Genomic DNA, 22,536 nt, shown 5'->3' on the forward strand with positions numbered 1-22,536 from the left:
CCATCACTAAAGAGGTCGGTGCAGACGAGTTGGCAGTCGCGCGTGGTAAGCAGCGCAATATCGCCGGTTGGAAAAAAACTGGCGATCAGTAAGCCTACAGCTGTTCTTCTGGGCTGATCAGTCCAGAAGATCCAGCGCCAGTCGGACAAAATCCTGCGAGGTGACAATCCCGAGCAGGTTTCCCTCTTCGTCTGCGATCAGCAGACAACCTTCTTTCTCAGCTCTCAAGCGCTCTCCGGTTGTCTTAAGCGGCGTATCTGCGGGTAAGGTATCGATTTCTTTGTCCAGGCAGTCGAGTACCGGCGTTTTCGCCAGATAGTCCTGCAGATGGTGGGCGCCAAATTTATCGGTAATCCGGAACGCTTCACGCAGAAACTCTTTCTGACTCAGCACGCCCTTAATTGAGCCTGATTCATTGACCACTGGAATATGGCGTACGTGGTGCTCCCGCATCAATTCTTCGGCATCGCGCAACGTAGATTCGGTGCCGAGGGTTTTGACGTCGCGGGTCATGATGTCGCTGACGGTTTGCATAATTTCAGATCTCTTTCATTACCTTACCTAAAGTAAAGCACTTAACCGGGGAGCTGCTATTCTGAAATCAGATAGTCACGCCGGAAGGGAGGTTTCATGAGTTTTTCAGACAGTATCCGTAACTACTACGAGCAGATGGTGGCCGAAGAAATTGTCACTCAACTGAATGCAGCGGGGCGTGATGTATCGACGGGCGCTATGGCTGATATTGCTTGTGTTGCACTTAACAGGTTGCCACCGAAATACATCCGGTACGAGGTGGATATGGCGTTTTATATGTCCCCGGATGAGCTGATTATGACCCGCCAACGGGTCCGTGATGGCGTCGCCGATGCAATACGCTTCGTTGATTCTCACCGGCGAGAAGACGACGCGGGCAATGACATCGGTTGAGCGGCGTATTATTGTAACGACAGGTTTGAATAATAAGACAGGATTGGCACGCCGGGTTCAGTGGCTGCCTGATGGAGTAATTAATGAATATCTTATTGGTGGATGACGATACTGAACTGACGGCATTGCTGACCCGCTACCTTGAGCGTGAGCTATTTAAAGTAACCGCCGTCCACACTGCAGAAGAAGGCTTGGCTGAGGCTCTGAGTGCACGTTATCAGGCCGTTGTGCTTGATGTTATGCTGCCCGGAGGTAGTGGTATCGACATTCTTGGGCAAATCCGTACCCGCAGTGACGTTCCTGTTCTGATGCTCACTGCGAAGGGCGATGAAATGGATCGCATTCAAGGGCTCGAGATTGGCGCAGACGACTATATTCCCAAGCCGTGTAACCCCCGAGAACTGTCTGCCCGGCTGCGGTCCATTCTGCGACGAGGTCGTTCGGCAGATGTCATCTCTGCAACGCTGGAAGTAGAAGATCTGGTGATCGACTTCGACAAGCACATCGTGCACCGCAACGGCGAAGAACTCGACCTTACGGTCACAGAATTCAATATTCTGGGTGTTCTGGTACGTGAAGCCGGCAAAGTTGTCGACAAGAACCGCCTCGCTGAGCAGTCGATGCAACGTTCATTGACCCTGTTTGACCGCAGTCTCGATATGCATCTGAGTAATCTGCGCAAGAAACTGGGGCCTTCGCCTGGCGGAGAGCAGCGCATTAAGACCGTCCGTGGTGTCGGTTACATGTACCAGATGGAGCAGGGATCAGCTGAAGACTGATGCGCGGCGTATTTCTCAAGATCTATCTCGCCTTTATGGTGACTGCTTTGGTAACCACGGCTGTCACCATTACTCTGGCAGCCTATTATCGCCAGTGGTCCAATGATTCGGTCAACCTGATCGCACCGACCGGAGGCTACATCTCTGCGGCTGAGCTGATTCTTCAGCAGGGTGGCGAACCCTTGTTGCTGGAGTGGTTACTACGGTTTGAAAGGCATCCGAGTGTTAATGCCTATGTTTTTGATGATCAGGGGCTGAGCCTGCTACCCGACCCTCCCGCGACTGTCGTCAACTATGCCTTATCGGCAGAAAGCTATGAGGCTCAGGTAAATCCTGTCAGTCGCTCTGAAATTCTCGTGAAAGCCCCAATCGAAAGTGCTGGGGGCCGGGTGTATCTCCTCGTGGTTGAGTTTATGCATCCGCTGGTGGTGTTTAATTTGCCGGCTTATCTCGGCTGGGGGTTACTCGCGTCCTTTCTGATCTTTGCTGTCTGGAGCCTTCTGCTCTCTGGCTATCTCACGCGCCCTGTGCGATTCATGCAGAAAACGGTTCAGGCCTTTGCCAGTGGAGACTGGCATGCCCGAATGGACCCAAGATCACTAAGGCGACGGGATGAACTGGGTGAGCTGAGCCGCGAGTTTAATCATATGGCGGGTTACATTGAGCGTCTGATACATGACCAGAAGCAGCTCGTCAGTGATGTTTCCCACGAGTTGCGATCGCCTCTGGCTCGCAGTACTGTGGCTCTGGAGCTAGCTCGTCTTGATGCGGTACCTGATCAGGAGGAGCATCTGGATCGTATCGAGCTGGAAACACACCGGCTCAATGAGATGATTGAAGATCTCCTGAACATGGCCAAGCTTGATGCTCAGCAGGACCATAGCCATTGGAGCGACGTGCATTGCGATAATGTATTGCAGCAAGTCGTCGATGATGCCCGGTTTGAGCATCCGGACAGTGAAGTGAATCTGACACTGGCAGAGGGCTTGCCGGTGGTATTTGGCGATCGAAAACTGCTTAAGTCTGCGTTTGAAAATATCACCCGCAATGCGTTGCTACACACTCAGGAGGGTACCAGTGTTGATCTGTCAGCGCGGATGAAAAATGGCCTGATCCGGATTGTGATCCGGGATCATGGGCCAGGGGTGCCTGACGATAAACTGGAAGATCTTTTGCGCCCGTTTGTTCGGGCTGAGTCTGCGCGGGAGCGACTGGGGCAAGGACATCGCGGTTTTGGTCTGGGCCTCGCTATTGCACATCGGGTGGTGTCGCATCATCGGGGGCAGATTTCATTGCGCAACCATCGTGAGGGTGGCCTGATGGTCACTATTGACCTTCCTCCAGCGGGCTGAAATGGCCTCTTTACGTTGGGTTTACTTCTCTCTGCTGTAATAAATTGTTGAGCTGCCGTTACAATACAAGTCTACAAGAATAAGCAGGTTGTATTGTGCGTTTGATTCCCACTCTGATATTGATGTGTCTTCCGGCGGTCGCTTTGGCAAACCCGCCGCATTCAGGCGCACGCCCGGACATGTCGGTTGAGTGGAGCAACAGCCAGCCAGAACAACGTCAGGCACTGGATAATTTTTATCAGGCGCTGCAACAAATGCCGCCGGGTGCGGGTAATCCCGACATCAACGAGCGACAGCGTCATCTTGAACAGCTGCGTGATATGTCGACGGAGCAGCGTCAGGAGATGTTCCGTAACTTCGTTCAGGATGCTGAGCGTCGCCGCTAAAAATACCTCCCTTAAGAATTGCGTCATTTCGGCAATGGACAAATCCCATCCAGCCGATAAAGTGGTGCCCGTCTAATCTCGGGAAACCAGCATGAAAACACGTATCACTGAACTTTTAGGTATCGAAGCTCCCCTGATCCTTCCGGGGATGAGCTGGATCTCTACTCCTCAGCTTGTTGCTGCCGTATCGAATGCGGGCGGCCTTGGTATTCTTGCCAGTGGGCCTCTGACTCCAGAAGAAACCCGAGCCGCTATTCGTGAAATCCGTGAACTGACGGATAAACCTTTCGGCGTAGGCGTGACTCTGCTCATGCCGGGCGCGAAAGAAAATGCCATGATCGCACTGGAAGAAAAGGTACCTGTTATTAACTTTTCGCTGGGTAAAGGCGATTGGCTGGTTAAAAAAGCTCATGAATACGGTGGCAAAGTGATCGCTACCGTCGTGTCAGAAAAGCACGCATTATCAGCTCAGAGTATCGGTGCGGATGCTCTGCTGGTGACTGGTCATGAAGCCGCTGCCCACGGCGGTGATGTGACATCACTGGTGCTGGTACCCTCTATCGCCAGCAAAGTAGATATTCCTGTCATCGCCACCGGTGGCTTTGCCGATGCCCGTGGCTTAATGGCAGCGCTTTCTCTCGGCGCCGAAGCGGTAGCAATGGGCTCCCGATTTGCGACCAGTGCAGACAGTCCGCTGCATAACCATGTTAAAGAGACTGTGATTAAGAAGTCCGAGCAGGAAACTATCTACTCTAAAAACTTTGATGGCCTCTGGGCCCGAGTGATGAAGACGCCGCGCTCAGTCAAAGAAACCAAACGCCCTATGAATCTCATCATGGCAGGTATTGAAGCGACGAAAGCAGCCAAGATCGTTAAACAGCCAGTATGGAAGATCATGCTCGGCATGATGGTGATGCTCGATAAAATCAAGCTGCTCGCATACTTCGGTGCCAGTGTGCCGCGCCTGCAGGCCGCAACAATCAATGGTGATCTTGATAAAGGCGTGCAGTTCATTGGTCAGACTCAGGGTTTGATCGAGGACATACCAACGGTTCAGGAGCTGGTAGATCGTATTCTGGCAGACGCCAAAGCGATGCATGAAAGCAATAACCGCTTCTTTTCCTGATGACGCCATACAGGCTATCTGCGGATAGCCTGTTTTTATTTTTTTATATCCCTCTTTTTCATTTACACCTTCCATGAAATGACCTTCTCGGTTTTTTCTGGCCAATTTCATTCCTAGGTATGAGGCTGTCCGGATAATGCACGAATTCGCGTAGTGCTTTTGTAACCCTGTCTCTATTAATCCTTCTTTGTCCGTATAAAGCATTCTTCAAAAGATAGACATTTGTATACTTGTTCTCGCTCTGGCCATAGCACCACATAAAAATAATAGGGTGAGGAACAGAAAATGAAAAAGTATCTGCTTACGGCAGTGGTTGCGGCCACTATGTCGGCGGAGGTTTCTGCGATGTCGGAAACTGTTGAAACTGGCTATACAGAGACGAAATATCCCATTGTTCTGGCGCATGGTTTGTTTGGGTTTGACGAAATTCTCGGTGTTGATTACTGGAATAGAGTCCCCGAAACTCTGCAAGAAGACGGTGCAGATGTCTACCTGACACAAGTGGCTGCGGCGAACAGTCCTGAAATCAGAGGCGAGCAGTTAATTCCACAAATTGAAGAAATTCTGGCGATTACAGGCGCTGAGAAAGTAAACCTGATCGGACACAGCCACGGTGGTCCGACTACGCGCTATGTTGCCTCTGTGCGCCCCGATTTAGTGGCTTCCGTCACCTCTATTGGTGGTGTGAATAAAGGCACACCGGTTGCAGAAGGTGTAAACGGAATAAGTGGAAGTCCGGAGAATCCCTCTCTCGTAACGAACCTGGGCAATGCTCTGGCCACGGTCATCGACTTTGTTTCTGGCGGTGGATACGAACAGGATCTGGCAGCATCCGTGGGCTCAATGACCTTTGCTGAAGCAGAGCGTTTCAATGAACAGCACCCAGGTGGCGTTCCTGAAACGACATGTGGTGAGGGAGAATACGAATATCAGGGAGTGAGATATTACTCCTGGACCGGATCTCAGGTACTGACCAATGCGCTTGATCCTTTTGACTATGTATCGGCGGCAGCCTCACTCTTCTTCCCGGCAGGCGAAGCAAACGATGGTCTGGTGGGAGCATGCTCTACGAACCTGGGGATGGTTATCCGCAACGATTTCAAAATGAACCATTTTGATGAAGTAAATCAGTTGCTCGGATTACATGGTTTAAATGAAACCGATCCCCTGACTGTTTTTCGTACACACGCTCATCGTTTAAAACGACACGGTCTATAGTCCTGATAAAATAGACCACAATTAAAAAGAGAAATTAAACCGATTCTGATCATTCTTTCTGACAGGCTATTAAAAATTAGCCTGTCTTTCTTCGGTTTTTAATTTTCGATAATAGTCTGTTAAGGGGTATCTCTCACTCTTAGGTATTAGCGCGTCCGGATAATTTACCTCGAATGTAGTTGTTTTGTAACCCTGTCTTTATAAGTACTTTTATGTCCGGATAAAGCATTTTATACAAGATAAACATTTGTATACTTTTTTCGCTCTGGCCAAAGCACCAAATAAAAATAATAGGGTGAGGAACAGGAAATGAAAAAATATCTGCTTACAGCAGTAGCAGCAGCTACTGTGTCTTCACAGGTTATGGCTATGTCCGAAACCTTAGAAACCGGGTATACCGAAACAAAATATCCTATCGTACTTGTTCATGGTTTTCTTGGATTTGATCAGCTGGTCGGTGTTGATTACTGGTATAACATTCCGGAAACACTGCAACAGGATGGCGCAGAAGTATTTGTTGCAACAGTATCAAATACTAACTACCCAGAAGTTCGCGGTGAACAACTAATTGAGCAGGTTGAGGATATTCTGGCTATTACAGGCGCAGAAAAGGTAAATCTGATTGGGCACAGCCATGGTGGTCCTACGACGCGCTACGCTGGGTCAGTGAGACCGGACATTATTGCATCGGTTTCCTCTATTTCTGGCGTCAATAAAGGCACAGTCGTGGCTGATACACTCATGGAATGGTCCGATAACTCTGATGTGTTCGGGACGGCCTTTGATGTATTTATTTCAGGGATTTCTGGGTTTATATCCTTTGCTTCGGGCAGTGATCTTCCACTGGCGCCTGTTGAGTCTGTGCGGTCAATGACAACTGATGCATCGGTTATCTTCAATGCAGCACACCCCGGTGGAATTCCAGAAAGTGATTGCGGCGAGGGGGGCTATGAATATAACGGCGTGCACTACTACTCCTGGGCCGGAGCGAAGCCAGCGACCAATCTCCTGGACCCGCTGGAGCCGATTACTATCGCGTTCTCGCAGTTCTTCCCTGACGGGGTTGCTAACGATGGTTTTGTCGACCCGTGCACGAGTAACCTGGGTATGGTCATCCGCAATGATTTTGCTATGACCCATCTGGATGAGGTGAACCAGATGCTCGGTATTCATGACCTGAGCGAAACCGATCCTTTGACGGTGTTCCGCACGCACGCTAACCGCCTCAAGAACGACGGTCTCTGATATGAAAGTCAGCATAGTCGTTGTCGCTTTAGTGATGTCAGCGGCTGTCGCTGGCTTCTTTTGGCTCCCTCAGGGAGGCGTTGTGATCAGCCAGTCAGAACCCTCTTCGTCGCAATCTATTGACGCCAGAAGACCGATAGCTGACAGCCCGTTACGTTCACGTTTCCTGCAGTCGGCAACATTCAGAGGTGCTACTCCGGATGGACGGCTGCAGGTATTGAATGGAAACCTGTTGGTAAATCGCGATCTCAAACGGTGGATGGATTTCTATCTCAGCTCTGTGGGTGAATTCAGTATTCAGGAAATCACTGAATTTATGGAAGCAGAGATGCGCACTTTGCCAGCGCCTGCTGATCAGCAGGCACTGGACCTTTTACATAAGTATCTTGCGTATCTTGATGATATTTCGCGCTACGATGAAGTCAGCGGAAGAAAAGTGAATGGCGCCGATCTGGATGGTCTGGTCGCGCGTATGGAGTGGTTAGAAGATCTGCGCCGTATCTACTTTGCTGATACTACGATTGCTGCATTTTTCGGCGACGATGAGGCGTTGGATCGCTATTCTCTAGAAAGAATGCGACTTGCTAAGAACGGTGGTGACACGGCGGCACTGGACCAACTGGAAGATACATTGCCACTTCATCTGCGTGTTGCGAGGGAGAAAGCCCGAAGTATCGAAACCTCTCAGAGTTTGCGGGATACCATCGATGACCCTCAGGCACTCTGGGAGGCCAGGAAAGAGCGATTTGGGCAAGCCGCTGCAGACCGGCTGGCAGCTCTGGATGTTGAACGCCAGCAGTGGCATGCCCGACTGTCAGACTACAGAGCCTTTCTGGAACACAATGCAGATAAGAAAAATATTGATGATCTGACTGAGGCCTACCTGACTGAGCATTTTTCTCCTGTTGAGCAGAAGCGTGTCGATGCTGCGTTACAGGCAAGCTCAGATTAGCTTCTGTAGAGCGTAAGTGTTAATCCCCAGCATCAGCAAGAAGTGCCTGTAATGGTTTAAACAGCGACGGTGCTGAGATCAGAATATTGTCACCGCACAGCTGGGGGTTCATTTCTTCATTTAATGCCTGGATATGTCCAAAACAGGCTCCAGCCTCGCGGGCGATCAGTTGCGCTGCGGCAAAGTCCCAGGGTTTGACCGATTCGTAGTAACCATCCAGACGCCCACAAGCTACCCAGCAGATATCCAGTGCTGCAGAACCTAAGCGGCGTATATCTGCGCAGTGCGCCAGAACGTGCTCAAGTCGCCGCATTAATAAAGCGAGGTTATCAATCTCGTATGGGAAACCGGTGGCGATGATTGAGCGGCCAAGATCCGTTTTATCTGAGCAGTGAATCGGTACATCGTTGAGCCGTGCGCCTTTTCCTGCCTGTGCATGGAATGTCTCATTGAGAAATGGATTGTGAACGACACCCACTCGCGCTTTTCCATTGTGATAGTAGGCAATCGAGACAGCGACCTGAGGGTGATTGTGAGCAAAATTAACGGTGCCATCGATCGGGTCGACGATCCATAAGTGTTCCTGTTGGCCTGCCTTTGCCAGCTCATCGGGATTCAGCTCTTCAGACAGAATCTGATGATCCGGGTAGTTACGACGAATCGCGGCTGTAATCAGCTCGTCAGCCGCGACGTCAGCCTGGGTAACCAGTTCGCTGCCATTTTTGTAGGACAACGACAGTGACTTTCTTTGGCTGGCAATCAGGTCGCCTGCCTCTTTAGCTAATCGCAGTGCTAATGTCAGAATATTGGTCTCGTGCATGTTCCAGTCACCACAGGAGTTCAGTGTTTGCGAGTATGCGCTTCGAAAACACGGCTTACCAGAGAGCCGGACCGGGTCGGGAAGGTGAGAGAGTGTTACACTGTATCTTTTTAGCGTCTGAGCAAAGGGTATGACACGAGTACATCTGATCACTGGGTTTCTGGGAGTGGGTAAAACAACTGCCATTCTGGACCTTTTGCAACAGTCCCCCGGTAACGAGAAGTGGGCCGTATTAGTGAATGAATTTGGCGAAGTGGGTGTCGATGGCGCCATCCTCGAAGCCAATGGCGCTGTCGTGCGTGAAGTGCCCGGCGGTTGCCTGTGTTGCGTGTCCGGGCTGCCGTTTCAGATGGGGCTGAATATGTTGCTCGCCAAAGAAAAACCCGACGTTCTGTTAATTGAACCTACCGGCCTGGGGCATCCTCGCAAAGTACTGACCACACTGCGCAGCGATGACTATCGCGATCTGCTGACGGCTGGAGCCAACCTCTGCCTGATCGACCCACGTCATCTGAAGGACTCACGCTACACCGATAATGATACCTTTAACGATCAGATCACACTGGCTGATGTACTGGTCGCCAATAAAACCGATCTTTGCTCCGTTGATGATCTGGCGGCATTCGATGCATTGGCGGCATCAGCAACACCTCCTAAGGCGGAGGTTGTACGCACGCAACAGGGCCGGCTGGAGGCTTCCTTGCTGGAATTGTCCACCAACCCTGAGCGCCTGCAATTGAAAGATCGCGGCCATCATCATCACCACAGTAAAGAGCCGGCTGCGCCGGTTGCCTTGCAGGCCGGTGAGGAGATTCGTCGTCTGGAAAGCCACGGTGAGGGGCACTTTTCCTGCGGCTGGCTGATCTCTGGCGAATGGGTGTTTTCTCTCGATGCGCTGCGCTACTGGTTTGACCAGCTCGATTCGGATGAGGGGAGGGTGGTGCGTGCGAAAGCATTAATCCACACCGAGCAGGGGCATTATGTTCTCAATTGGCGTGATGGTGTACTTTCAGAAATGCCGACCCGCGCGCTGGAAGAAAGTCGGCTGGAAATTATTACCGAAACCACACCAGATGCTGACGCATTGGAAATATCACTGAAAAAGTGTCGGAGCGAACAATGAAATACTGCCCGCAATGCAAAGCTGATATCAATATTCAGGTCATTGATGGTGAAAAGCGACGCGCTTGTGCAGTGCAATGTGGCTTTGTCTTCTGGGATAACCCGACACCCGTGGTGGCAGTCGTAGTCGAAACGCCAGATGGTGTGGTGTTGGCCCACAACAAGCTCTGGCCCGCGGGCAAATATAGTATTATTACCGGCTTTCTGGAGCGTGGAGAAACGCCTGAGATCTGTGCTCTGCGAGAAACCGAAGAAGAACTCGGCTTAAAAGCAACACAGGCTGACTTTATTGGTTTCGAGCTGTTCGATGGCAAAGGTTTTAATGGTCATGAATATAATCAGATCATTATCGGCTTTCATATCTACGCGGAGGGGAATATCGCACTGGATGAGAATGAACTGGATGAATACAAAATCATCCCCGTTGAAAAACTGAAAGGCTGGGGTTCGGCGACCGGAAAAATCGTTCAGCGCTGGCTCGACGGGAAAACCTCTTAAGACATCATTGAGTGCCGGGAAACCTTATAAAAAATACGTTTAATAAACCGTAATAAATACGCCGTAAAACCGTAAGAAAAGTGACCCGGCAATGACATCTGTTTCTGACTGAATACCCGCTGGTTTTTCTACCGGATGGTGATGTAATGAAACGTTCTCTTCTCTGGCTGGCAATGCTCTCTGCGAGTGCTGCGCATGCCGATATTCTGATCAATGAAACCGATGCTGATACCCCCAGCACCGACACGGCTGAATTTATCGAGCTTTATGATGGCGGTCTCGGTGCTCAGTCACTGAATGGCCTGTCATTAGTTCTGTTTAATGGTAACGGTGATGCCAGCTATAAATCCATTTCACTGAATGGCTTTCAGACCAACGCTGATGGGTACTTCGTTGTTTGCGGCGATGATAGCAACGTCAGCAATTGCGACCTGGATCTGTCGCCTGACAGCAATCTGGTTCAGAACGGCGCAGATGCCGTTGCACTGTTTTCCCGCCCGGCGTCAGACTTTCCGAATGGTACCCCTGTAACGACGGACGGCCTGATCGATGCGGTTGTTTACGACACCAATGATAGTGATGACGCTGGCCTGTTACCTCTGCTGAATGCTGGTCAGCCTCAACTGAACGAAGCCATGAGCGGCAATAAAGATCACCATTCGTTGCAACGTTGTTCGGGCGGTGCCCGCGACACCGAAGGCTTTGTTGCTGATCTGCCAACGCCGGGCGAAGCAAATGCCTGTGGCGGCAGTGAGCCTGAGCCAACACTGGGTGCCTGTGGTGATGTCGCTACCCCGATCAGCGCAATTCAGGGATTAATTACAGATATCGCGAACGATGCCAGCCCAATGAATGGCCAGCAGGTCATCGTTGAAGCCATCGTGACTACCGACCTGCAGGGCGGCACTCTGGCGAACGGCGAATATTCTTACCAGTACAGTGGTTTCTGGCTGCAGCAGGCCGACAATGAAACCGATACTGACCCGATGACTTCGGAAGGTGTATTTGTTTACAACTACAGCGAGAACGTCTCTGTTGGTGATCGCGTGCGTTTGCAGGCAACGGTTGGCGAATACAACAACGTAACTCAGTTGAGCAATATTTCTGATATTGCCGTCTGCTCGTCAGGCAATGCATTGCCGGCAGCCATTGAGCTGACTCTGCCGGTGGCTGATCTGGCCGAATTCGAAGCGGTCGAAGGCATGCTGGTAGAAAGCGATCAGTCGCTGCTGATCAGTGACCTGTTTGGTACCGGCTACGGCTTCGGTAATTACGGCCAGTTTGCTGTGTCTTCACGTCTGCATTTTCAGGGTACTGAAATTGCGCTGCCGGGTTCAGCCGAAGCGCTGGCGGCAGAGCCAAACCGGGTGCTGGACACGCTGTTAATTGATGACGGTGTGTCGGCGTCGTATCCGGAATTTATTCCTTTCCCGGATGACTCGGGTTTCTCCGCAGATAACCCGGTACGTATCGGTTATTCCGTTCCTGCGTTCGCTGGTGTGATGAACGCGTTCCGCGATAATTACACGGTTATTCCAGCGGCGATCACCATTGATCCTACACACCCACGCACACTGGTGCCTCAGGTGTCTGACCAGGCGAACCTGGTGGTTGTTGGTATGAATGTTCTTAACTTCTTTAATGGTGATGGCATGGGGGGTGGCTTCCCGACGTCTCGTGGCGCCCCAAGCGCTGACGCGCTTGATATGCAGACCGCGAAGATCGTTGCAGCACTGGATGCCATGAACGCTGATGTGATTGGTTTGATGGAGCTTGAGAACGACGGCTGGGATGCAGAGAGCGCCATCGTTGAACTGACAGAAGCTTTGAACGCTGTGCAGGCGCCGGGTGATGAATATTCTGTGATTAATCCGGGCGGTAATCGTATCGGCACTGATGAAATCGCCGTTGGTCTGATTTATCGCGCTGATCGCGTCACACCGGTGGGTGCAGCGCGTGTCCTTGATTCCAGTAATTCACCACTGGATGAAAATAATATCCCGCTGTTTGATGACACGAAAAACCGCCCTGCATTAATTCAGACCTTTAATGTTGATGGCCAGGAAATCACCTTTGCCGTTAACCACCTGAAGTCAAAAGGGTCTGCGTGTAATGAACCGGACGAAGGGTTGGATGGTCAGGGCAGCTGCAACATTAACCGTACCCGTGCGGCACAGGCCTTAGTTGAATTTCTCGCTGACGATGAGCAGGTGATGATTCTTGGCGACCTGAATGCGTACAGCCAGGAAGATCCGATGCAGGCGTTCTACTCCGCCGGTTTCACCAACCTGAAATACACCGATGCCGCCACCGAAGAGCGGCCATACAGTTATACCTTCTCGGGCCTGCTGGGTTCACTGGATCACGCACTGGCGACTGACGATCTGCTCGCTCAGGTGGTGAGTGTGGATGCGTGGCACATTAACTCGGTTGAAGATTCGCTGGTGGATTACCTGACCGAAGCCAATGGTCAGCCATATCGCTCGGTGGATAGTTACGCAGCGCCGGATGCTTACCGCTCATCGGATCACGATCCGATTGTGGTCGGCCTGATGATCGAAGAGCCAAACGTTGCTCCAGAACAGGTAGCGGATATCCCGGCGATTGAAGTGACTCGCCGTAACCAGAATATTGCTGTCGATCTCAGTGCGTATGTGACTGATGCCGACGGTGATCTTCTGTCTTATCAGGCGGTCACACTGCCGCAAGGCATGACGCTGAGCTCAATGGGTGTGTTGTCAGGTGTGGCTGATCGTGATCTTCTGAATCAGCTGCCTGTGTCGGCAACGGTTGAAGTCAGCGATGGTGGAGAAAGCATTCAGCTGGTCGTAGACATTCGTGACGAGCGCCCGGCCGCGAACTTCTTCAACCGGGTTTATGAATTCTTCCGGTCGATCTTCTCCTGGCTGTTTGGGCGTTAATTTCTGAATAGATCTGGTCTGCTTGTCAGGTCAGGCCAGATCAGACGTTAACGTCGCCTGTGCTGGACTAGGAGGGCCCTAGCAGCACAGGCAGGGCTCCCCGACTGGCGAAGCTACTTAGTAAGGCTTCCCAGTCGGGGCTCAATAATTCATTCCGATATCCTTGAATAAATACGTTCCTTTCTTTCAGGCTGATACCTTTAAAGGCCGTTGTGGTATCCAGCCAATCTTCCTCAATACCAATAATATCCTCCGCTGAAATTAACAGATAAATATCTTTGTACGGGCAGATATTCTGAGCGCTGGCGACTTCTGTGGCATAACAGTCAAAGCAAATATTGGGCAGCGACTCTGCGAGTTGCTCGGTAATGTCAGCAGGACAACCCGCGGTGCAGATCATCGCAGCGCAAGACATGGCACCTGGATTCTTTGGTTTTTCTTGCGTTGGGTACAGAGGGATTCGCTTGCGCATACCGGTTACACCAGATGGTGACTGATAAACTGCATTTCGCGGACAAGGTTACGAAGACTGCGCTCACCACCCGGGCGGGCCTTGTACATATGGCGTAGGGCGAAGAACACCTGATACAGAGCATCGAAGCAGAGGGTGCGCGAGGCTTCTTCGCACTCTGGGTCGAGGCTGATTGAACGTAGCGTTGTGTAGATTCTGCGCAGCCAGCTTTCCTGCAGGCGTGTTAAACCTGAGCTTCCAGCATTGATGGCAAGGTCGAGACCTGTGTCCAGATAATGATCCAACAATTCGCTATTCAATGAACGGTAATTGGTGATACTCAGTTCGAGCACTGTAAATTGATCGTGCCGGGACAAACCTGGGGTAGTATCACAGGGCTTTGGGTCGTCTGGTACAGTTTGCATGGATCGCATTAGCTCTTCCTCCATCGGATAGGAATAAGTTAATGCGAATTATTATCAATTGCAATGCTGTGACTATTGCAAATATTTATCAAAAGTGGCTTTCAGATAGAAAAAGTTACTTTTTATAGGGAAAGCCACATTCGATAGAAAAAGCAAAATTACCAGTTGAAAGGCTTCTCGCCCCGGGCGTTCAGTTTCACCCAGCCTTCTTTTCCTGAGTCGCTTTCTGATTCTTCCCAGCCACTGTCGCTACAGCGGACTTCGGTCTCTAAGGCTTGCCAGGCAGCTCGTGCTGCTTCCAGGTCGGTATTCCACGGCGTATCGTTCTGTTTGAACCAGAGGCTGGAGAAGTTCTTTTCAGCGTTGGCGTTCATATAGATATCCATACCGCCTGAGCGCCAGTGTTGATGAGTGCCAGTGTCCTTTATTGTGTTGATCTCTCCCAGTACTGAACGTAGCCACTCGGTAACTTTGGCTGGGTCGCCTTTCATCAGGTAAATCTCAAGGTCCGGGAAGCGTTCAGTCATTGCGGGTATCCGAAAACAGTCGAAGTAGGGTGAGCATTATATAGGCGCTCAGAGAAATAAGGGCACCGCTTGCTGCGGTCGTCATACCGATCAGCGTTACGACTTCCTGAGTCAGAGATGGCGATATTCGGTTATCAGCAAACAGCATGGCGCCAGAACCGGCAAAAAAAAGCGTAGCGCCTATTGAGAAGCGGGTCAGGTATCGTCTTTCCTTCCCCTGTTTTGAACTGATCCACTCTTTTAATGGCATATGTTGGTGCTGTTCGGGTACTCGCCCGATCCGGTAGGTAAGTCAGGTTAGTAGTGTAGGAGGCTTATCGGGTTGAAGAAAGAGGTACTTAGTTTGGAAAAAGCGGTACTTGGTTTAGAAGAGGACGCAGCTACCGCCAGCGGGCGACAGTGACCCCAGTAGCTGCGCATTCAGGCCACCCTCATAGCCCTTATCTATAGTAGGGCTCGTGGGGGACGCTGGGGATGCGGCAGAGTGTCGCAGTGCGGGATTGAAACCGTCGGGATGATCACATATAATCGCCGCCCTTCGTTTTTCTGTGTCTCGTGATGGCATAGAAATCCGGACTCCTTGCCTTACCGGATGGGCCGGAAGGCTATAAACCCATAAGGAGCTGAAAATGCGTCATTATGAAATCGTTTTCCTGGTTCACCCGGACCAGAGCGAGCAAGTACCTGCGATGGTTGAGCGTTACACCAACACCATCGAATCTACTGGCGGTAAGATCGACCGTTACGAAGACTGGGGCCGTCGTCACCTGGCATACCCAATCAACGACGTGCACAAAGCGCACTACATCCTGATGAACGTTGAGTGTACTCAGGAAGCGCTGGATGAGCTGACTACTAACTTCCGTTACAACGACGCTGTTCTGCGTAACATGGTTATCCGTCGTGACGAAGCTGTGACTGAAATGTCGCCAATCAAAGCGGCAGAAAGCCGTGAAGACCGTCGTCGCGCTGAGCGCAACGAAGCTTCTGAAGCGAAAACCGAACAGTCTGAAGAAAAGGCTGAAAAAGAAGAATCTTCAGCTGAAGACAACGCTGAGTAATAGGAGATCAGATCATGGCTCGTTTTTTCCGTCGTCGTAAGTTCTGCCGTTTCACCGCTGAAGGTGTGACCGAGATTGATTACAAAGATCTGGACACTCTGAAAGGCTACGTTACTGAAACTGGCAAAATCGTACCAAGCCGTATCACCGGTACCCGCGCTAAGTATCAGCGTCAGCTGTCTACAGCAATCAAGCGTGCGCGCTACATTGCTCTGCTGCCATACACTGATCAGCACGACAAATAAGAGATACGGTTAACACTGTATCATTACTAATTTTCGTAGCCCGGCATCCAATGATGTATGTCGGGAGACAAAAAGACACGGTGGCTTCTTAATTCACTAAGCAAGTTACCCTGTAATGAGGAATTATCATGCAAATCATTCTGCTGGAAAAAATCGCAAACCTGGGTTCACTGGGTGATCAGGTAACTGTTCGTCCGGGTTACGCACGTAACTTCCTGTTCCCACAGGGCAAAGCGGTTCCTGCGACTAAAGCAAACGTTGAACAGTTCGAAACCCGTCGCGCTGAACTGGAAGCTCAGGCTGCTGATAAGCTGGCTGCTGCTCAGGCTCGCGCTGAAAGAATCGACGAAATCGAACTGTCTGCTGCTGTTAAAGCAGGCGACGAAGGTAAGCTGTTTGGTTCACTGGGCAACCGTGACATTGCTGACCTCGCGACTGCAGCTGGCGTTGAGCTGGCTAAATCTGAAGTACTGCTGCCAGAAGGCCCAGTACGTCAGGTGGGTGAATACGACATCACTATCCGTCTGCACCCAGAAGTCGAAGCAGTACTGAAACTGCACGTAGTTGCTGAATAAGTAATTACCGCGCAGACGCCGCAATGATGGCTCATTGCGGCAGATTAAGGCACTATTGGTTCCCACTGATAGTGCCTTTATTTTTTGCATTGAAGATATGAACGAAGAATTCGGACAGGATACAGACAGCGTCGGCAGTAGCCGCATGCCACCCCATTCAGTTGAAGCTGAGCAATCAGTCCTTGGTTCACTGATGCTGGACGAGCGCGCCTGGGAGACCGTCTCAGAGACCCTACTGGATACTGACTACTACCGTCATGACCATCGCATCATCTTCCGGGCTATTCAGCACCTGGTTGCTCAGGAACAACCCATTGACGTTGTCACGGTCGCTGAAGAGCTTGAAGAGCGTGGGCAGCTTGAGAAGGCGGGTGGTGCGTCATACCTGAGTCGGCTCGTCGATATGACCCCGTCGATCGATAACTGCGCTGCGTATGCGACCATTGTTGCCGAGCGCTCACAACAGCGCAGCCTGATTGAAGCCGCCAGTGACATCATCGAAAAAGCCTATGAGCCGGGTGGTGATGATGCGCTCACATTGATCTCAGACGCTGAGAAATCGATTGCCACGATCGCAGAGGGTAACCGTAAAGACGGTGGCCCTGAGTTGGTCGCTCCTATTCTTAAGAATACCCTTGAGCAGCTGGATCAGATGTTCAACCAGCCTGAAGGGCTGACGGGGCTGACAACCGGCTTTACCGAGATCGACAACCGGACATCAGGCTTCCAGAAAGCCGACCTGGTGATTGTGGCGGCACGTCCTTCGATGGGTAAAACCACCTACGCTATGAATCTGGTGGAAAATGCCCTGTTGGCTACTAAGCGTCCGTGCCTGGTATTCAGTCTTGAGATGCCGTCAGAATCGATCGTGATGCGTATGCTGTCGTCGATCGGAAAAATCGATCAGACCCGTATCCGCTCGGGCAAGCTGATTGATGAAGATTGGCCCAAGCTTTCAGCCGCGGTCAACATGCTGAAAGATCTGCCGCTTTATATCGATGACACCGCAGCACTTACACCGCAGGAAATGCGAGCGCGGGCGCGCAAAGTGTATCGAGAGAACAATAATGATCTGGCCATGATCATGGTCGACTACCTTCAGTTGATGCGGGTGTCTGGGCCTTCTGAGGGGCGTACCCAGGAAATTTCTGAAATTTCGCGGACGCTGAAGATCATCGCTAAAGAATTTAACTGCCCAATGATTGCTCTGTCGCAGCTTAACCGATCACTGGAGCAGCGTCCGAACAAGCGCCCGGTGAACTCTGACTTGCGTGAATCCGGTGCGATCGAGCAGGACGCCGATATTATTCAGTTTATTTATCGTGATGAGGTCTATAACGAAGACTCACCCGATAAAGGCATTGCTGAAATTATTACCGGTAAGCACCGTAATGGTCCGATTGGTATCGACCGTCTTGCGTTTATCGGTAAATACACCCGATTTGAAAATCTTGCTCATGGCTATGACGGAGATGACGAGTATTAACCCGTCACTTTCATAGTCTTCATCAGTAGGTAGTTTCCATGAAATTTACTCCCGAGCTGGAGATCCCCGGCGGTTGTATCAAACCGCTTCACTACGACGACATAGACGGCTTATTCGAACTGTATAAGCATCCTGAAATTCCTGGGCAGCGTCCACTGCAGGATAAAGAACAACTGAATCGAATGATCGATTACAGTGTTCAGATGGCCGCCACACAGCGTGGAATGATGTGGGCGATTGAAACAGAAGGGCAGATCAAAGGCATGGTCAGTGGATTTGACTGGCAGCCTTCGAATTTGCGAATCGTTATGCGTGTTGATGGCTTGCCGCAGCTGACGGTGGAAGAACGTACTGCGTCGTTAAAAGCTGCGATCAGTTTTCTCAGTACCAAGTACCATGTACGTAACTTCGCTTACCAATGGATTGAAGGTCAGTCTGACGATATTAAAGCGGCGCTCTCGGAGTGTGGCTTTACGCTGGCTGCGCGCTTGCGCGACGGCTGGCGCACAGGGAATACCGAGTTTTCAGATGTTGAGCAATATCATTGGATCTCGAGCGAGAATAAGCCGGTGCCTCGAAAACTGGGTGACGATGACGAATTGGGCCAGAACCTCAATGCGAATAAAAGAGGGGAGTCCTGATGAGCTGGAACTTCGAAACTGAACAATTCCTGATCCGCCTGCCGGTTTCTGATCAGGACGGAGCAGCACTGTTTAAGCTGCTGAGCCAGAGTTCTGCTGCTGCTCATATCCCGCGCCTGCCAATGACGGTAGAGGCTCAGGCACTTGATGAGCTACGCAGAATCGCTATGCGCTTTGAGACACGTGAAGCGGCATTCTGGTTGATTGAGCGCAAGTCTGACGGTGAGGTTGTTGCGCGTATTGGCGTTCAGTACATAAACTGGATGATGCTGAATGCTCAGTTACAGTGGGAGCTGTCGGCAGAGTGTGGCCTTGAAGAACTGCAGGAAGTACTTCCTGTTATCGTGAACTACCTGTCAGACGATCTGCATCTCCACCGTTTAGAAATGCGCTTGAGAACAGGGAGTGATGATCAGAGCAAGCTACTTACAGCGTTAGGCTTTTCACACGAAGGAACTCTACCATCTCAAATGGAGTTTGAAGGTGAAGATATTGACCTCGATGTATACTCTTTGCTTAAAGGTGAGCTGAATATCTAATTTCATGCTCGCTACTAGAATCAAAAAGGCCGCAGATGCGGCCTTTTTTATTTAATGCGGATTTTTGTTGTTCTCGTTGATCGATAAAATAGTATTTTGGTGGGCGAAATTGGCAGTAAACTCACGAATCATTTTCGTGAGAGACCGTCAGCGACACGCTGCCATCAAACCCTTCGGTCAGATGAAAGGTGATCGGCCGGCAGCAGACTTGGCAGTCCTGAATATAGCTTTCCTCATCGACGTCGCTGGGGTCGATAAAAACTGTCTGATATTCACCACAATAAGGGCAGTGGATGCCGTGTTCGTCGAGTAGCATTTCAGAGGTCTGCCATCAGGTTTTTCAAGCGATCTTTTTGCTCATCCCGTGATAAAGGCGTCGTAGTTTCTTCAGGGAGACCGCGTGGAATGTCTATCTCCAGATTTTCACCGTTCTGAATACGATTCAGTAGAAGATCATAGTTACGCTTGAACACTGGAAATACTTTTTCTTCTGGTTCATTGGCGATAAAAAACCAGTCGGTTGAGCGGCCTGCAAAATACACGGCAGGATGACTCCAGTTAAATTCTTTTTTTGGCGATGGCGCCCGGCAGGCTTCTACGTAGGCTGCATGTGGCGATGGCAGGCCCAGCACTTCAGAAATATCACAGCGTGCCAGTACTTCGTGAACGTTTGGGAGCCAGCTATTCTCTTTTACGGCTTTTTCGGCGGCGCGCATGATGACTTCACCGCTATAGTCACCGAGTAGTCGTAACCACAGGCGTTTCGCCATGTTCATGGTGTCGAGGTCGGGAAACGCTTTTAAAAACTGGTTGTGATAATTGAACCGGAATAACTCAAAAATCTGATTGATGGCAGACAGCTGGTCGTCGCTTGGCGCGTTATTTTGCCCAGCTGGTGTCACTGAGTCGGCTGACGCTTGCTTCAGCTGTTGAGTAACCCGGTTGAGTACCTGCTTGCTGTCCATTGTTGGCTCCTGTTGGATTGCCGGAGGATTGAGCGTGTCGCTTCGCCCATTGCTGCTTCACGTATTGTAAGAAGCGGCTGTTCCAACTGTTGTGTACCTGATTCGAATCCCGCCAGTATAAAACAAACTCAGCAACGAGTGCGCTGGCGAAATCTCTGGGAATATGGCCCATGCTCAGAATATCGTAGCAGTCTTCCGCAGGCTGCCAATTACTCTCGATGCGGGTGGGCATCGGTGAATGTTCAACGGCGGCGGTGTAGCGCGCCCATTGCTGGCGTACGTGCTGAATAAATTTGCTGTTCCAGGTTTTGAATACGTCGCCGCGCTCCTGCCAGTAGAGAACAAACTCGGGTACGGCATCTTCAATAAACTGAGGGTCGATACCCGCGCGCTGCAAGATCTGCAATGCATCGCTACTCGGTTGCCAGTCTCCGGTAATGGGCTGGGCTTCTTCCTGAGTTGGCTGAAAGCCGGTGCGCTCCTGCTGACGACGGAAGCGACCAGCGTCATTCTGAGCGTATACCCACTGGTTCTTTATGAAGCGGAAGAAGCGAGTATTCCAGTCATTACGGTTTGAGCCCTGTTCCTGCCCTTGCAGTACAAAGGCATCAAGCTGCGAGAAGGAGAATGCACGGGGGATACCATGCTGCTCCAGTCGTTGCATAGCCTCTTCAGACGGCTGCCATTGCTCAGGCATAGGTGCAGGACGGGCCGGTTGAGGTTTGGCCTGCGCGGGTTGAGGAGCGGGCACAGCTTGCTGCACAGGCGCTTTCGCGCGTTCCGGGTGCTCCTGAGGCACTGGCGCATTGCCAAAGCTGAAGACGATGCCTGCTGCCTGAGTAAATGCAGGGCCATGAAGTTGCAGAAGCCCTTTGGCAGTCAGAGAGTCCATCACCCGCACTATGGTGTTGTCATCCCAGAAGGGCACCTGTCGTCTCAGCGTATCGCTGTTCAGGCGTGCCTGAGGCTGGGTCTGCAGCCGTGCGGCATCGTTCAGAACCGATAACAGAATGGCTTCTTCTAGCCCGATCGTTGCCGCGAGTGTCGCAGAGAGACTGATGGCATGATCGCTGATTAGCGGGTGAACGGGCATGAACGACTTCCGGGGTGTAAGTAAGGCTGACATAATGACACAAGCTTCCCGGTGTTCGCACCGGGCAGAACACAACATTGTACTGATTTTCAGGAATCTTCATACGCCTATGACCCGTCCGACACGTGCCCTGCTGAAATGGTCAAATCTGCGTCACAATTATCGCAAAGCCAGAGAAGTGACATCCCATGAGGTATACGCTGTCATCAAGTCTGATGGCTACGGCCATGGCATGGTGGCATGTGCGAATGCACTGAGTGGTGAAGCAGACGGTTTTGCCGTTGCGTGCGTCGATGAAGCTCTGAAATTACGGGGCGCGGGCATTCGACAGCCAATTCTTGTTCTCGAAGGCGCTTACGATGCCGAAGAGTGGGAGCAGGCGTCAGAGCATCATATTCAACTTGTGGTACATCATCCTCAACAACTGAAAGATCGCGCCGCAGCTGAGCTGTCGGACGAAGTGGCGGTTTGGCTTAAGGTCAGTAGTGGAATGAACCGCCTGGGCGTGAAGCTGGAGGATGCGCCAGAGATGATCGCCCGGATCCGCAATGATCGCGGCCTGATTCTCCGGCATGTTATGAGCCACTTTGCGACGTCAGATGAAGCCGATACCTCATTCTACGAAGAGCAGAAGCGACGCATGACAGATCATGCCTGGCCTGTCTCTCTGAGCCTCAGCAACAGTGCATCCGTTATTCGCGGTGGCGTTACAGGAGAAAAGGTAATGCGACCTGGGATCATGCTCTATGGCAGTTCTCCCTGTGAAGATATTACCGCCCGGGATGCCGGCCTGAAGCCCGTTATGACCTTACAGTCCGCCTTGATCAGTGTGCACGACGTGAAAGCCGGGGACACAGTTGGCTATGGTTGTACCTGGGCAGCCCCCCGCAATAGCCGTATCGGCGTCGTTGCGATTGGCTATGGTGACGGCTATCCGCGTCATGCGCCGACTGGCACGCCCGTGAACGTCGCAGGTAAACTTTGCCAGCTGGTTGGCCGGGTATCCATGGATATGATTACTGTCGATATTACAGATGTACCGGAGGCTCGTATCGGCTCGCCAGTCGAGCTCTGGGGCGAGCTGGTCGATATTGATGAAGTCGCGCGCCTTGCGGGTACTATCAGTTATGAATTGTACTGTCGCCTGACGCAGCGGGTGCCGCGCATTAATCTGCAGTAAAC

Annotated in this window: 27 protein-coding genes; 18 read left to right on the top strand and 9 right to left on the bottom strand. The window is 51.3% G+C overall.

Annotated features, from left to right (window positions below):
- Positions 1–117 precede the first annotated feature (117 nt).
- On the bottom strand, positions 118–534 hold the full coding sequence (locus B2R29_RS03000; RefSeq protein ID WP_301179725.1) for an HPP family protein: 417 nt from the start codon (positions 532–534) through the stop codon (positions 118–120).
- 96 nt (positions 535–630) lie between these two features.
- Here B2R29_RS03000 and B2R29_RS03005 point away from each other — a divergent pair, with 96 nt between their 5' ends.
- The 8 genes from B2R29_RS03005 to B2R29_RS03040 all read left to right on the top strand — a co-directional run bounded on the left by B2R29_RS03005 (position 631) and on the right by B2R29_RS03040 (position 7,985).
- A complete protein-coding gene (locus B2R29_RS03005; protein ID WP_300428680.1) occupies positions 631–927 on the top strand; it encodes a late competence development ComFB family protein in 297 nt (98 codons plus the stop codon).
- An 83-nt stretch (positions 928–1,010) separates the two neighbouring features.
- On the top strand, positions 1,011–1,706 hold the full coding sequence (locus B2R29_RS03010) for a response regulator transcription factor (protein ID WP_301179726.1): 696 nt from the start codon (positions 1,011–1,013) through the stop codon (positions 1,704–1,706).
- Entirely contained in the window at positions 1,706–3,058 is a 1,353-nt protein-coding gene (locus tag B2R29_RS03015) for a sensor histidine kinase (RefSeq protein WP_301179727.1), read from the top strand. The genes B2R29_RS03010 and B2R29_RS03015 overlap by 1 nt, the downstream gene beginning before the upstream one ends.
- Before the next feature lie 95 nt (positions 3,059–3,153).
- The gene (locus B2R29_RS03020; RefSeq protein ID WP_300428684.1) at positions 3,154–3,444 is read left to right on the top strand and encodes a hypothetical protein; all 291 of its coding nucleotides are present in this window, start codon (positions 3,154–3,156) and stop codon (positions 3,442–3,444) included.
- 91 nt (positions 3,445–3,535) lie between these two features.
- Positions 3,536–4,570: an NAD(P)H-dependent flavin oxidoreductase gene (locus B2R29_RS03025; protein WP_301179728.1), complete on the top strand. Its 1,035-nt coding sequence runs from the start codon at positions 3,536–3,538 to the stop codon at positions 4,568–4,570.
- Positions 4,571–4,855: 285 nt separating this feature from the next.
- Positions 4,856–5,788 (top strand): esterase/lipase family protein, encoded by a 933-nt coding sequence (locus B2R29_RS03030; protein ID WP_301179729.1) that lies wholly within the window; start codon positions 4,856–4,858, stop codon positions 5,786–5,788.
- Between the two features lie 309 nt (positions 5,789–6,097).
- Positions 6,098–7,033, top strand: coding sequence for a lipase family alpha/beta hydrolase (locus B2R29_RS03035; RefSeq protein ID WP_301179730.1), 936 nt, complete (start codon positions 6,098–6,100; stop codon positions 7,031–7,033).
- A 1-nt stretch (position 7,034) separates the two neighbouring features.
- A complete protein-coding gene (locus tag B2R29_RS03040; protein ID WP_301179731.1) occupies positions 7,035–7,985 on the top strand; it encodes a lipase secretion chaperone in 951 nt (316 codons plus the stop codon).
- Between the two features lie 19 nt (positions 7,986–8,004).
- On the opposite strand, the gene B2R29_RS03045 is transcribed toward B2R29_RS03040, so the two are convergent.
- Positions 8,005–8,805 carry an inositol monophosphatase family protein gene (locus B2R29_RS03045; protein WP_301179732.1) on the bottom strand — a complete coding sequence of 267 codons (801 nt, stop codon included), beginning with the start codon at positions 8,803–8,805 and terminating at the stop codon, positions 8,005–8,007.
- A 130-nt stretch (positions 8,806–8,935) separates the two neighbouring features.
- Between B2R29_RS03045 and B2R29_RS03050 the strand changes: the two genes are divergently transcribed.
- The 3 genes from B2R29_RS03050 (at position 8,936) to B2R29_RS03060 (ending at position 13,346) form a co-directional block, all read left to right on the top strand.
- Positions 8,936–9,928: a CobW family GTP-binding protein gene (locus B2R29_RS03050; protein WP_301179733.1), complete on the top strand. Its 993-nt coding sequence runs from the start codon at positions 8,936–8,938 to the stop codon at positions 9,926–9,928.
- A complete protein-coding gene (locus B2R29_RS03055; RefSeq protein WP_300428611.1) occupies positions 9,925–10,425 on the top strand; it encodes an NUDIX domain-containing protein in 501 nt (166 codons plus the stop codon). Before B2R29_RS03050 ends, B2R29_RS03055 begins: the two co-directional genes overlap by 4 nt.
- A gap of 146 nt (positions 10,426–10,571) precedes the next feature.
- Entirely contained in the window at positions 10,572–13,346 is a 2,775-nt protein-coding gene (locus tag B2R29_RS03060; protein ID WP_301179734.1) for an ExeM/NucH family extracellular endonuclease, read from the top strand.
- 67 nt (positions 13,347–13,413) lie between these two features.
- Here B2R29_RS03060 and B2R29_RS03065 read toward each other — a convergent pair whose 3' ends face one another.
- The 4 genes from B2R29_RS03065 to B2R29_RS03080 all read right to left on the bottom strand — a co-directional run bounded on the left by B2R29_RS03065 (position 13,414) and on the right by B2R29_RS03080 (position 14,999).
- Positions 13,414–13,818 (bottom strand): hypothetical protein, encoded by a 405-nt coding sequence (locus B2R29_RS03065; protein WP_301179735.1) that lies wholly within the window; start codon positions 13,816–13,818, stop codon positions 13,414–13,416.
- A gap of 5 nt (positions 13,819–13,823) precedes the next feature.
- Positions 13,824–14,222 (bottom strand): hypothetical protein, encoded by a 399-nt coding sequence (locus B2R29_RS03070; protein ID WP_139325867.1) that lies wholly within the window; start codon positions 14,220–14,222, stop codon positions 13,824–13,826.
- Positions 14,223–14,380: 158 nt separating this feature from the next.
- Complete coding sequence (locus B2R29_RS03075; RefSeq protein ID WP_301179736.1) at positions 14,381–14,749, bottom strand: hypothetical protein; 369 nt, start codon at positions 14,747–14,749, stop codon at positions 14,381–14,383.
- A complete protein-coding gene (locus tag B2R29_RS03080) occupies positions 14,742–14,999 on the bottom strand; it encodes a hypothetical protein (protein ID WP_301179737.1) in 258 nt (85 codons plus the stop codon). The genes B2R29_RS03075 and B2R29_RS03080 overlap by 8 nt, the downstream gene beginning before the upstream one ends.
- 379 nt (positions 15,000–15,378) lie before the next feature.
- Between B2R29_RS03080 and rpsF the strand changes: the two genes are divergently transcribed.
- The 6 genes from rpsF to B2R29_RS03110 all read left to right on the top strand — a co-directional run bounded on the left by rpsF (position 15,379) and on the right by B2R29_RS03110 (position 19,296).
- On the top strand, positions 15,379–15,810 hold the full coding sequence (rpsF, locus tag B2R29_RS03085; protein WP_301179738.1) for a 30S ribosomal protein S6: 432 nt from the start codon (positions 15,379–15,381) through the stop codon (positions 15,808–15,810).
- Positions 15,811–15,824: 14 nt separating this feature from the next.
- On the top strand, positions 15,825–16,055 hold the full coding sequence (gene rpsR / locus B2R29_RS03090; protein ID WP_068438192.1) for a 30S ribosomal protein S18: 231 nt from the start codon (positions 15,825–15,827) through the stop codon (positions 16,053–16,055).
- Positions 16,056–16,183: 128 nt separating this feature from the next.
- Positions 16,184–16,630, top strand: a complete 447-nt coding sequence (gene rplI, locus B2R29_RS03095; RefSeq protein ID WP_301179739.1) for a 50S ribosomal protein L9 — start codon at positions 16,184–16,186, stop codon at positions 16,628–16,630.
- A gap of 97 nt (positions 16,631–16,727) precedes the next feature.
- Positions 16,728–18,116, top strand: a complete 1,389-nt coding sequence (gene dnaB / locus B2R29_RS03100) for a replicative DNA helicase (RefSeq protein WP_301179771.1) — start codon at positions 16,728–16,730, stop codon at positions 18,114–18,116.
- Between the two features lie 38 nt (positions 18,117–18,154).
- Positions 18,155–18,757, top strand: a complete 603-nt coding sequence (locus tag B2R29_RS03105; RefSeq protein ID WP_301179740.1) for a hypothetical protein — start codon at positions 18,155–18,157, stop codon at positions 18,755–18,757.
- Positions 18,757–19,296 carry a GNAT family N-acetyltransferase gene (locus tag B2R29_RS03110; RefSeq protein ID WP_301179741.1) on the top strand — a complete coding sequence of 180 codons (540 nt, stop codon included), beginning with the start codon at positions 18,757–18,759 and terminating at the stop codon, positions 19,294–19,296. Before B2R29_RS03105 ends, B2R29_RS03110 begins: the two co-directional genes overlap by 1 nt.
- 121 nt (positions 19,297–19,417) lie before the next feature.
- On the opposite strand, the gene B2R29_RS03115 is transcribed toward B2R29_RS03110, so the two are convergent.
- The 3 genes from B2R29_RS03115 to B2R29_RS03125 are packed head-to-tail and all read right to left on the bottom strand — an operon-like array spanning position 19,418 to position 21,354.
- Positions 19,418–19,612: a CPXCG motif-containing cysteine-rich protein gene (locus tag B2R29_RS03115; RefSeq protein WP_301179742.1), complete on the bottom strand. Its 195-nt coding sequence runs from the start codon at positions 19,610–19,612 to the stop codon at positions 19,418–19,420.
- 1 nt (position 19,613) lies between these two features.
- Positions 19,614–20,261, bottom strand: coding sequence for a replication protein P (locus B2R29_RS03120; RefSeq protein WP_301179743.1), 648 nt, complete (start codon positions 20,259–20,261; stop codon positions 19,614–19,616).
- Positions 20,176–21,354: a DnaT-like ssDNA-binding domain-containing protein gene (locus tag B2R29_RS03125; protein ID WP_301179744.1), complete on the bottom strand. Its 1,179-nt coding sequence runs from the start codon at positions 21,352–21,354 to the stop codon at positions 20,176–20,178. The genes B2R29_RS03120 and B2R29_RS03125 overlap by 86 nt, the downstream gene beginning before the upstream one ends.
- Positions 21,355–21,463: 109 nt before the next feature.
- On the opposite strand from B2R29_RS03125, the gene alr reads away from it, so the two are divergent.
- The gene (gene alr, locus B2R29_RS03130) at positions 21,464–22,534 is read left to right on the top strand and encodes an alanine racemase (protein ID WP_301179745.1); all 1,071 of its coding nucleotides are present in this window, start codon (positions 21,464–21,466) and stop codon (positions 22,532–22,534) included.
- The last annotated feature ends 2 nt before the right edge of the window (positions 22,535–22,536 follow it).

Source organism: Thalassolituus sp. UBA3500 (assembly GCF_002377545.1).
Lineage (GTDB): Bacteria > Pseudomonadota > Gammaproteobacteria > Pseudomonadales > Oceanobacteraceae > Thalassolituus.

What these genes read in the sequence shown, in the direction of transcription:
- B2R29_RS03055 (WP_300428611.1), top strand. Translation starts at nt 9,925, where the DNA reads ATGAAATACTGCCCGCAATGCAAAGCTGATATCAATATTCAGGTCATT.
- B2R29_RS03040 (WP_301179731.1), top strand. Translation starts at nt 7,035, where the DNA reads ATGAAAGTCAGCATAGTCGTTGTCGCTTTAGTGATGTCAGCGGCTGTC.
- B2R29_RS03050 (WP_301179733.1), top strand. Translation starts at nt 8,936, where the DNA reads ATGACACGAGTACATCTGATCACTGGGTTTCTGGGAGTGGGTAAAACA.
- B2R29_RS03060 (WP_301179734.1), top strand. Translation starts at nt 10,572, where the DNA reads ATGAAACGTTCTCTTCTCTGGCTGGCAATGCTCTCTGCGAGTGCTGCG.
- B2R29_RS03120 (WP_301179743.1), bottom strand. Translation starts at nt 20,261, where the DNA reads ATGGACAGCAAGCAGGTACTCAACCGGGTTACTCAACAGCTGAAGCAA.
- B2R29_RS03010 (WP_301179726.1), top strand. Translation starts at nt 1,011, where the DNA reads ATGAATATCTTATTGGTGGATGACGATACTGAACTGACGGCATTGCTG.
- B2R29_RS03045 (WP_301179732.1), bottom strand. Translation starts at nt 8,805, where the DNA reads ATGCACGAGACCAATATTCTGACATTAGCACTGCGATTAGCTAAAGAG.
- B2R29_RS03030 (WP_301179729.1), top strand. Translation starts at nt 4,856, where the DNA reads ATGAAAAAGTATCTGCTTACGGCAGTGGTTGCGGCCACTATGTCGGCG.
- B2R29_RS03080 (WP_301179737.1), bottom strand. Translation starts at nt 14,999, where the DNA reads ATGCCATTAAAAGAGTGGATCAGTTCAAAACAGGGGAAGGAAAGACGA.
- B2R29_RS03000 (WP_301179725.1), bottom strand. Translation starts at nt 534, where the DNA reads ATGCAAACCGTCAGCGACATCATGACCCGCGACGTCAAAACCCTCGGC.
- B2R29_RS03005 (WP_300428680.1), top strand. Translation starts at nt 631, where the DNA reads ATGAGTTTTTCAGACAGTATCCGTAACTACTACGAGCAGATGGTGGCC.
- B2R29_RS03105 (WP_301179740.1), top strand. Translation starts at nt 18,155, where the DNA reads ATGAAATTTACTCCCGAGCTGGAGATCCCCGGCGGTTGTATCAAACCG.
- B2R29_RS03125 (WP_301179744.1), bottom strand. Translation starts at nt 21,354, where the DNA reads ATGCCCGTTCACCCGCTAATCAGCGATCATGCCATCAGTCTCTCTGCG.
- rpsR (WP_068438192.1), top strand. Translation starts at nt 15,825, where the DNA reads ATGGCTCGTTTTTTCCGTCGTCGTAAGTTCTGCCGTTTCACCGCTGAA.
- dnaB (WP_301179771.1), top strand. Translation starts at nt 16,728, where the DNA reads ATGAACGAAGAATTCGGACAGGATACAGACAGCGTCGGCAGTAGCCGC.
- B2R29_RS03065 (WP_301179735.1), bottom strand. Translation starts at nt 13,818, where the DNA reads ATGCGCAAGCGAATCCCTCTGTACCCAACGCAAGAAAAACCAAAGAAT.
- B2R29_RS03015 (WP_301179727.1), top strand. Translation starts at nt 1,706, where the DNA reads ATGCGCGGCGTATTTCTCAAGATCTATCTCGCCTTTATGGTGACTGCT.
- B2R29_RS03110 (WP_301179741.1), top strand. Translation starts at nt 18,757, where the DNA reads ATGAGCTGGAACTTCGAAACTGAACAATTCCTGATCCGCCTGCCGGTT.
- B2R29_RS03115 (WP_301179742.1), bottom strand. Translation starts at nt 19,612, where the DNA reads ATGCTACTCGACGAACACGGCATCCACTGCCCTTATTGTGGTGAATAT.
- B2R29_RS03070 (WP_139325867.1), bottom strand. Translation starts at nt 14,222, where the DNA reads ATGCAAACTGTACCAGACGACCCAAAGCCCTGTGATACTACCCCAGGT.
- B2R29_RS03025 (WP_301179728.1), top strand. Translation starts at nt 3,536, where the DNA reads ATGAAAACACGTATCACTGAACTTTTAGGTATCGAAGCTCCCCTGATC.
- rpsF (WP_301179738.1), top strand. Translation starts at nt 15,379, where the DNA reads ATGCGTCATTATGAAATCGTTTTCCTGGTTCACCCGGACCAGAGCGAG.
- B2R29_RS03075 (WP_301179736.1), bottom strand. Translation starts at nt 14,749, where the DNA reads ATGACTGAACGCTTCCCGGACCTTGAGATTTACCTGATGAAAGGCGAC.
- B2R29_RS03035 (WP_301179730.1), top strand. Translation starts at nt 6,098, where the DNA reads ATGAAAAAATATCTGCTTACAGCAGTAGCAGCAGCTACTGTGTCTTCA.
- alr (WP_301179745.1), top strand. Translation starts at nt 21,464, where the DNA reads ATGACCCGTCCGACACGTGCCCTGCTGAAATGGTCAAATCTGCGTCAC.
- rplI (WP_301179739.1), top strand. Translation starts at nt 16,184, where the DNA reads ATGCAAATCATTCTGCTGGAAAAAATCGCAAACCTGGGTTCACTGGGT.